Source organism: Candidatus Eisenbacteria bacterium, from assembly GCA_005893305.1.
In the GTDB taxonomy this organism is placed as follows: domain Bacteria; phylum Eisenbacteria; class RBG-16-71-46; order SZUA-252; family SZUA-252; genus WS-9.
In genome coordinates, this window is the sequence record VBOZ01000019.1 from 24,158 (window position 1) to 30,157 (window position 6,000).

General features: G+C 66.9%; 7 protein-coding genes. 5 read left to right on the forward strand and 2 right to left on the reverse strand.

All coding sequences use genetic code 11. The features are described 5' to 3' along the window. The first annotated feature begins 64 nt into the window (after window positions 1–64). The 3 genes from E6K79_07490 to E6K79_07500 all read left to right on the forward strand — a co-directional run bounded on the left by E6K79_07490 (window position 65) and on the right by E6K79_07500 (window position 3,911). Window positions 65–1,063, forward strand: a complete 999-nt coding sequence (locus E6K79_07490; GenBank protein ID TMQ64544.1) for a D-alanyl-D-alanine carboxypeptidase — start codon at window positions 65–67, stop codon at window positions 1,061–1,063. Window positions 1,064–1,136: 73 nt separating this feature from the next. Next, on the forward strand, window positions 1,137–2,573 hold the full coding sequence (locus E6K79_07495; protein ID TMQ64545.1) for a hypothetical protein: 1,437 nt from the start codon (window positions 1,137–1,139) through the stop codon (window positions 2,571–2,573). A 48-nt stretch (window positions 2,574–2,621) separates the two neighbouring features. Continuing rightward, entirely contained in the window at window positions 2,622–3,911 is a 1,290-nt protein-coding gene (locus E6K79_07500; protein TMQ64546.1) for an aspartate aminotransferase family protein, read from the forward strand. An 85-nt stretch (window positions 3,912–3,996) separates the two neighbouring features. Here E6K79_07500 and E6K79_07505 read toward each other — a convergent pair whose 3' ends face one another. Together E6K79_07505 and crcB are read right to left on the reverse strand one after the other, a co-directional pair. Then, window positions 3,997–4,347: a DUF190 domain-containing protein gene (locus tag E6K79_07505; protein TMQ64547.1), complete on the reverse strand. Its 351-nt coding sequence runs from the start codon at window positions 4,345–4,347 to the stop codon at window positions 3,997–3,999. Between the two features lie 11 nt (window positions 4,348–4,358). Further along, the gene (gene crcB / locus E6K79_07510) at window positions 4,359–4,733 is read right to left on the reverse strand and encodes a fluoride efflux transporter CrcB (GenBank protein TMQ64548.1); all 375 of its coding nucleotides are present in this window, start codon (window positions 4,731–4,733) and stop codon (window positions 4,359–4,361) included. Between crcB and E6K79_07515 the strand changes: the two genes are divergently transcribed. Then, window positions 4,696–5,538 carry a hypothetical protein gene (locus tag E6K79_07515; GenBank protein ID TMQ64549.1) on the forward strand — a complete coding sequence of 281 codons (843 nt, stop codon included), beginning with the start codon at window positions 4,696–4,698 and terminating at the stop codon, window positions 5,536–5,538. The genes crcB and E6K79_07515 overlap by 38 nt on opposite strands. Window positions 5,539–5,547: 9 nt before the next feature. Continuing rightward, on the forward strand, window positions 5,548–6,000 hold a 453-nt coding region (locus tag E6K79_07520), incomplete at its 3' end, for a hypothetical protein (GenBank protein TMQ64550.1).

A 6,000-nucleotide genomic window follows, 5' to 3' on the forward strand; every position in this document is an offset into this window, starting at 1 on the left:
TGGAGGGGGCAATCGATTGTCCCCTTTCTTCAGACTGACAGGGAGTCAACCGGATGAGGGCTAAATGAGTATGGTGAGACGAAATAGAGCATTTTGCATCGCTCTGAATCTCGGAATTGCCCTATTGCTTGAGGGAGCATGGGTTCCGGCTGTGGATGCTCAGTCCACACCGGCCGCCGGCGACCTCCGGGGCCTCCCCCAGCTTGCTTCCGCCGCCACCTCCAACCGGGCGGCCCGTCCCCGGCCGCGGCACAGGCGCCGTCCGGCCACGCTCCGGCTCCCGGCCGTGACGCAGTACGGCATCCCGCGACTCCACGTGAAGGCCGCCTACGTCGTCGACGCGAACAACCGCGTCCTCTTCGAGAAGAATCCCGATCGCATCCTTCCGATCGCGAGCCTCACCAAGCTCGTGACCACGATGGTGTTCCTGCAGACCTCTCCGGACTGGGATCGCGTGATCGAGATCGTTCCCGAGGACGTCCACCATTCGAGCCGCACGCGCATTCGCGCCCGCGAGGAGATCACGGTGCGCGACCTGTTCCACGCCGCCCTGATGTCCTCCGACAACGCGGCGACCAAGGCGCTCGTCCGCACCTGCGGCGTGCCGGTCGACGAGTTCGTGCGGCGGATGAACCTCCTGGTCGACTCGCTCGGCGTCCCCGAGACCCACTTTGTCGAGCCGACGGGCTTGAGCGAGCAGAACGTTTCGACGGCGCAGGGTATGGCGGTTATTCTCCGCGCCGCGACCGAGAGCGACGTGGTGAGCGCGATCACCCAGAAGACCGAGTACTCGTTCACCTCGAATCGAAGGGTCCACCACTTGGTCAATACCAACCGTCTGCTCCGCAGCCAGTGGGACATCACGGGCGGCAAGACCGGTTTCATCCACGAGGCCGGCTACTGCCTCGTGACCAACGTAAAGGGACCCACCGGCGTCGACGTCACGGCGGTCGTGCTCGGGGCTCCCAGCAACGCCCTTCGCTTCGCCGAAGCGCGCCGCATCCTCGACTGGACCTTCCGCTTCGGCCTCGGCCTCCCACAGACCACCCCGGCGGGCGATTAGGTTGCCGCGGTCCTTACGACGCCGGAAGCCCGGCGCCGCGAGGGGTGTAGCCAGAGCGGCGATCGCAGCGGCGGTGGTTCTCCTATCCACCGCGCTCTTCGCGTCGCCCGCGACGATTTCGGCCGCCCCCGATAATTCCTCGATCCCGATCGCCGGCGCGTTCATCTACCCGGTCGGAGACGAGCTCGACTACACGAAGAGCCACGAGGGCGAACCCTCCGGCTACTACGTCTCGGACCCCTATCTCAAGATTAGGGGAGGGAAGAAGCATCGGACCCACTACGGGGTCGACCTCGCGTGCGGGCGCGGCGGCGCACCGATACGCGCGATCGCCTCCGGCATCGTCGTGGTCGCCGATGCCAACGCGCTCATCAAGGTCCAGCGCCAGCAGCAACTCCGGCTTCCCGTCGTCGAGAACGGAAAGCGGGTCTACAAGCAAGGCACGAGGCTCCGCACCGTCTACAAATGGCGCACCGGATGGGGCAACTACGTGGTCATCCGGCACGTCCTCCCGTCCGGTGAATGGGTCCACTCCCTCTACGGGCACATGGCACCTCACTCGATGCTCGTGAAGCGGGGTGACATCGTCGCGGCGGGTCAGCCCCTCGGGAAGATCGGTCATACCGGCAGGGCGACCTCCTCGCATCTCCATCTCGAGATACGGAAGAACATCCCCGGCGATCCGGATGACGTGACGCCTCAGGATGGTGACGACGAAGCGCCCACGCCCGAGGAGCGGAGCTACTCCCAGCTTCAGACCGTCGACCCGCTCGCCTTCCTCGAGCAGCACGTCCGTCGCTACGAGGATCTCGACCCGGGGTCATGGCAGTCGCGCTACGCCCTCGCGGCCTGCCGGGACGGAATCGTCACCGGCGATCGCGCGAAGTTCGAGCCCGACAAGTCGATGACGCGGGGCGAGTATTACCGAGCCCTGGTGCTCGCCTTCCGCCTCGGGACCCCCTTCACGACGAAGACGTGGGAATCGACGGTGAACGCCCTGGTCGACTCCGAGATCCTCGATCCGGCCGGCGCGCACGACCCGAGTCCGGGCGACGTGATCTCGCGCTCCGAGGCGCTCGAGATTTTGATGCGGTGCCTCGACCGCCACCAGGCGCGGGCACGAAACCTCTCGGAGATCAACGGCCTTCAGATGTCGCGGGACTTCAACCGCGCGTTCGCGAGCGAGGACGCGGCGATGGAGGCCGAGGCGAGGGCGAAGTCGCTCGCAAACTCCGAGACCGCAGCCCGACAGAGGGCGGAATACGCGCGGGTGGCCCGAATTCAGAAATGGGCAAAGGCCGCGGGGAAAACGGCCACGGTGAAGGTCAAGCGCATCGAGTCCGTCAGGCCCATGCCGATTCTGGACCCCGGATTCGAGGCAATCGCACAATCCAAGAAAAACATATCGCGGGCCGAGTCATGCCTGCTTCTAGCGACGGCCCTGCGCCTTGGCGCCGAGCGCTACTCCGCCCTGGAGCGCGCGGCTTCCCGAGTTCCCGACTCGGGGTAGGACGAAACCGACTTCCCCCCGTGACACGCACGAAGTAGCCTTGTACCCGTGGCACTCCCTAAGACACTTTCATCGAACATAGAACAGATCGCGGCGAAACGTCCGGTTCTCAGACGCGCCGAGGGAGTCCACGTCGTGGATTCCGATGGGCGCCGCTACCTGGACGCGACCTCGGGCGCTTTCTGTGTCCAGCTCGGCTACACGCGGCCCGATCTGGTTCGCACCGTGAGTGAAGCCGCGTCTCGGCTACCTCATGCCAGGCCGTCGTCGTTCGAGAGCGAGGATGGCCTGGCGTATCAGCGGGAGCTGCTCGTCGCCGTGGGGGCGCCCTACTCGCGCGCGATACTGACGTGCTCCGGGAGCGAGGCCGTCGAGGTCGCGCTCAAGATCGCGTACCGATACCAGCGCGCGATCGGACATCCGGAGCGCAAGGCGATCCGTCACCTGCCCGGCCATTATCACGGCGCGACGTTGGGAGCGCTGGGCGTCACCGGGTTGGGCGCGCGGCGCGGCCCGTACGAGGGCCTGGTAGGTGCATTGCCTGCGATTCAAGAGTCGGGCGAGGCACCTGTGGCGGAGCCGGCGGCGGCGATGATCCTAGAGACGATCCCGGCGGTTGGCCTCGGCGTGCCGGTGCCGCATCTGGGATTTCTCTCCCACATCCGCGCCCAGTGCGACGAGATCGGCGCGCTCTGGATCGCCGATGAGGTGCTCACCGGTTTCGGCCGCGTCGGGTCTCTCTTCGCGTGGCAGCGGCTAGGGGAACGCCATGCGCCCAACGGCGCGAAGCCCGATTCCGAAGCGCGGCCGGACCTCATCGTCTTCGGCAAAGGAGCCGGAGCCGGTTTCGCACCCCTCGCCGGCGTTTTGATGACAGATCAGATCGCGCAGGCGCTCGATGCCGATGGGTTCACCCACCATCAAACCTACGGCGGAAATCCGATCGCATGCGCCGTGGGACGCCGCGTGCTGCGCGCGATGGTCGAGGAGATGATCGAGGCGAGCGTGCGGGCCGCGGAGCCCTGGCTGGAGGACGACCTTCGGCAGCTACAAAAATCCCGATCGGTTCGCCAGGCGCGCGGGCTCGGCTACCTCTGGGGGGTCGAGTTGATGGACGACCGGCGCTCCGGCCGCCCGTTCCCCCGCGAGCAGCGAATCGCCGAGCGCATCGCCGAATCATGCCGCGATCGAGGAGTGCTCGTCCACGCCGGCACCGGCTCGGTCGACGGCGAGCGCGGGGATTTCATCCTGATCGCGCCGCCGCTCGTGGCACATCGGGGTGACTTCAAGACGATTGCGGAAACCGTCTCCGGAGCGATTAGCAGCGTCGCCGGGTAGGGGCGGCGGAGCCGCCTCGTTTTGCCCACCGAGCTTTGCGATCAACACATCCTCCGCGGTAGCCACGGTTAGGCCCATTCCCTTTTTACGCCTTAGGCGCTTCCTTGCCCGGCCGATACGTAATCACCTGGACCCGCTCGAGCGTGACGAGGCCGTCGGCCACCATCTCGTCGAGCGAGGGAAGGAACGCTTCGATTTGGTCGCGGCGGTCCGCGATCTCGACGATGATCGGCAGGTCCTCGCTCAAGCGCAGCACCTTCGCGGTGTGGATCCGGCTCTTCGCTCCGAACCCCATCAAGCCCCGCAGCACCGTCGCGCCGGCGAGCCCCGCCTCTCGAGCCCGCGCCACGATCGCCTCGTAGAGCGGCTTCCCGTGCCAGCGGTCGTTCTCTCCAATGAAGATGCGGAGGAGCTGCCCTTCGCCCTCGAGCTTCATCTTCGCCTCTCCTAGAGTTTCATCGCGGCCGCGTATCCGGCCCAGACCGCGGCGAGGCCGAGCACGAGGTGCGCGGCCAGATTGAGGGCCCCGCGCCACGGGTCGCCGGTGCGGACAAGCTCGAACGTCTCGTAAGCGAGCGCGGAGAAGGTCGTGAAGCCGCCGCAGAATCCGATCAGGATCGCGCTCCGCCAGGCCGGGTTCATCGCCACGCGCTCCAACGTCAGTGCCGCCACGAAGCCGACCGTGAGCGACCCCAGCACATTGACCGCGAGCGTTCCGTATGGGAACGTCCCGTGGGTCAGTCGCTGGGTGAAACCCTGGAGATAGTAGCGAGACAAGGTCCCAATGAATCCAAACCCGCCGATCAGTAGCGCGCGAAGCATCGCCGGATCATGCCGGAGCGGGACGCCGGGCCGCAAGGGAGTCGCGGGGCTGCTTAATCCGGCGCTGCTCCCCGCGGCGGTCGCGGGGCTTCTCGCCTCGTTCGCCGGCTGCGCCCACGTCGCAGACGTGCGCGATGAAAACCCTGGATTCACCGCCGAGGCACTCCGCGCCGGCGGGCTCGTGGACCTGGGTGTGGTCCAGGTCAACGAGGTTCCTCAGGTCCGCCCCCCGCTCATCGAGGCCCTCGAGCGGGTTCTGGCGGCCACGCGGAGCGACATCCGCCTCATCCCCGCAGTGCGGGCGCAGGCGACCTTCGACGATTCGACATCGAGGCTACTTCTCCTCGGCTACCAGATGCACGGCGCTCCGGATCCCGTGTGGCTCGCGCGCGCGGCCGACTCGCTGCGGGGTGTCGCGCGGTACGGGGTGCTCGCGCGGATCGAATCCGACGTGACACGCAGCTCCGTGCGGGACGCGCCGCCCAACAATCCATCCCTCCAATCGCCGAGCGGGCGAATTCTGATCTCCGGGAGGGACGCTCGTGTCTCGGTGCGCGTCTACGAGCTTGCGACGCGCGCGCCGGTCTTCGACGGCACCTACCGCGCCTCCGCGGAGTCCGCTTCAGTCGACTCGTCGCGGCTTTCAGCGTATCCGGGGCGCAGCAGAGAGCAAGGTGGGATCATTGTCACCCCGCAGACGCCGTCATCCCAGCAGGGCTACCCCGAGCCACCGCCCCTCGCGCGCGCGGTCGAGGCTGCGTTTCTGGAGTTCGCCCGCTCGTTACCCGGCGGGCCACGGCCTTAGGTTGCGACGATGAAGGCACCCTGTGCCCGGCTTCTTCTCGTGATCCTCGCCGCCTGGTCCGGGTGTGCGCACATTCCCGAGGTAGACAAGCCCGATCCCAAGTTCAGCATCGAGGCCCTGCGGAAGGGCGGCATTGCCAATCTTGGCGTGGTCCAGCCCGACGAGGTGACCCCACCTCCTGGTGCTCAAACCGACGCTCTCGAGAAAGTCCTCGCCATTATGTGCCGTGACATCCCGGTGATTCACGCGACGCGCGCGCGCGCGGCCCTAGACGACTCGACCGTGCGTTTCCTCCTGCTCAGCTACCAGCTGCACGGCGTCCCGGAGGCGAAGTGGCTAGCGCGTGCCGCGGATTCGCTCCACGACTTGGCCCGCTACGTGGCGCTCGCCCGAGTGGAGTCGAACGCGCTTCGATACACTCATCGACCAGCGCCGACACCGGATGTTTCGCGGAATGCGCCT

What these genes read in the sequence shown, in the direction of transcription:
- E6K79_07490 (TMQ64544.1), top strand. Translation starts at nt 65, where the DNA reads ATGAGTATGGTGAGACGAAATAGAGCATTTTGCATCGCTCTGAATCTC.
- E6K79_07505 (TMQ64547.1), bottom strand. Translation starts at nt 4,347, where the DNA reads ATGAAGCTCGAGGGCGAAGGGCAGCTCCTCCGCATCTTCATTGGAGAG.
- E6K79_07515 (TMQ64549.1), top strand. Translation starts at nt 4,696, where the DNA reads ATGAATCCAAACCCGCCGATCAGTAGCGCGCGAAGCATCGCCGGATCA.
- crcB (TMQ64548.1), bottom strand. Translation starts at nt 4,733, where the DNA reads ATGCTTCGCGCGCTACTGATCGGCGGGTTTGGATTCATTGGGACCTTG.